The organism is Falsiporphyromonas endometrii (genome assembly GCF_042654485.1).
Taxonomy (GTDB): domain Bacteria; phylum Bacteroidota; class Bacteroidia; order Bacteroidales; family Porphyromonadaceae; genus Porphyromonas; species Porphyromonas endometrii.
This window is the reverse complement of sequence record NZ_JBHSGO010000070.1, coordinates 1-1,327: the sequence shown is the minus strand read 5'-3', so window position 1 is coordinate 1,327 and position 1,327 is coordinate 1. Positions and strand designations below refer to the sequence as shown.

Genomic DNA, 1,327 nt, shown 5'->3' with positions numbered 1-1,327 from the left:
TTTTAGGAGTTCCTGTGAGTCCAATGGTAGCTCCCATCCAAAAATTGGCTGCTTAAACTCCAAAAATGAGGGGTTGCTAAAAAATTAGAGGCTGAATCATTACGAATAATGACACAGCCCCTTTTTTATTTCCATTGCTATTGCTAAAGCGACCTCTTAAATACATCAACAATCATTGTGGCAGCTTCAGTCGTATTGTCCAAAGTGTGTTTTACTCTTCCCAAAGATTGACCATCCCATAGCTTGGCTGAAGATTTGGCATAAGCTTTATCATAATATTTGAGAGCTATCCTTGTTGCCTTATGATAATCCCCCTCATTTACAGATCTTATACCCTCTTCGGTCTCTACAGAGCCAAGTCGTTTCTCTATTTTGGAGAAAGCCTCTATCAGCATATCCTTTGGCAACTCGGCATATCCCTTAACGATACGGGATACCCTATCATCTACAGAAGATTCAACTGAAATGAGATTACTTTGCTGCATCTTGGCAAATAAAACATCCGGCACTTCACGAGCACCAATCTTTTTGCTTTCACTCTCTATGAATATAGGTTCCGTGAGATCCATCCTCGACAATGCAACTACAATATGGTTATAAATCATCTCATTGGTTGGCTGATTGCGATCGACATAATAACCAAACGCAGAACCTTTGTGATGGGCAATACCCTCCAAATCAATTACCTGCCGGCCTTGTTTAGAAAGGCAATGGAGCAAATCGGTCTTACCGGAGCCTGTCGGTCCGTCAATAACGACCAAGTGCTTAATGGCATCAACCATTTGAGGAAGCAACTTCTTAAAGCCACTATACCCTTTGGGAAACACCTCCACATCATGATTGTAAAGTCTAAACAGCCAAGCCATAGAGGCACTTCTCATACCACCACGAGCACAATAAACCATCACTTTCGTCTTACCTTCCTTATCCAAAAGTTCCTTAAGCATCTCTTCAAAATGATGCCATTTGGCTCCGACATATTTTAACCCCTCCGTAATGGCTTCATTGCGTCCTATCTTAACATAAGTTGTACCGACTTTGGCACGTTCTTCGTCAGAGAAAAGAGCAATATTATAAGCGCCGGGAATATGTCCTTTGGCGTACTCCAAAGGAGATCTAACATCAATCCAAACTCGATCCGAAAAGGGAGGAAACAGAAGATTCTCTTTATTTATATCCATTACTTTATCATTTGAAACCAAAGGTAGTATCCCAAAAAGTGTGTAAAGGAGGTTTATCTTTGAGTCAAAATTAATCATTTCAATTCATTGTTTTGTTCATCCGTCAGGCGGGCATGAAAAACACCGGGGGGATTGGCGTCCGCCCG

Annotated in this window: 1 protein-coding gene; it reads right to left on the bottom strand. The window is 41.4% G+C overall.

Annotation, left to right across the window (positions count from 1 at the left end):
• Positions 1-143 precede the first annotated feature (143 nt).
• Entirely contained in the window at positions 144-1,181 is a 1,038-nt protein-coding gene (gene mnmH / locus ACFO3G_RS03270) for a tRNA 2-selenouridine(34) synthase MnmH (RefSeq protein ID WP_380077957.1), read from the bottom strand.
• Positions 1,182-1,327 lie beyond the last annotated feature (146 nt).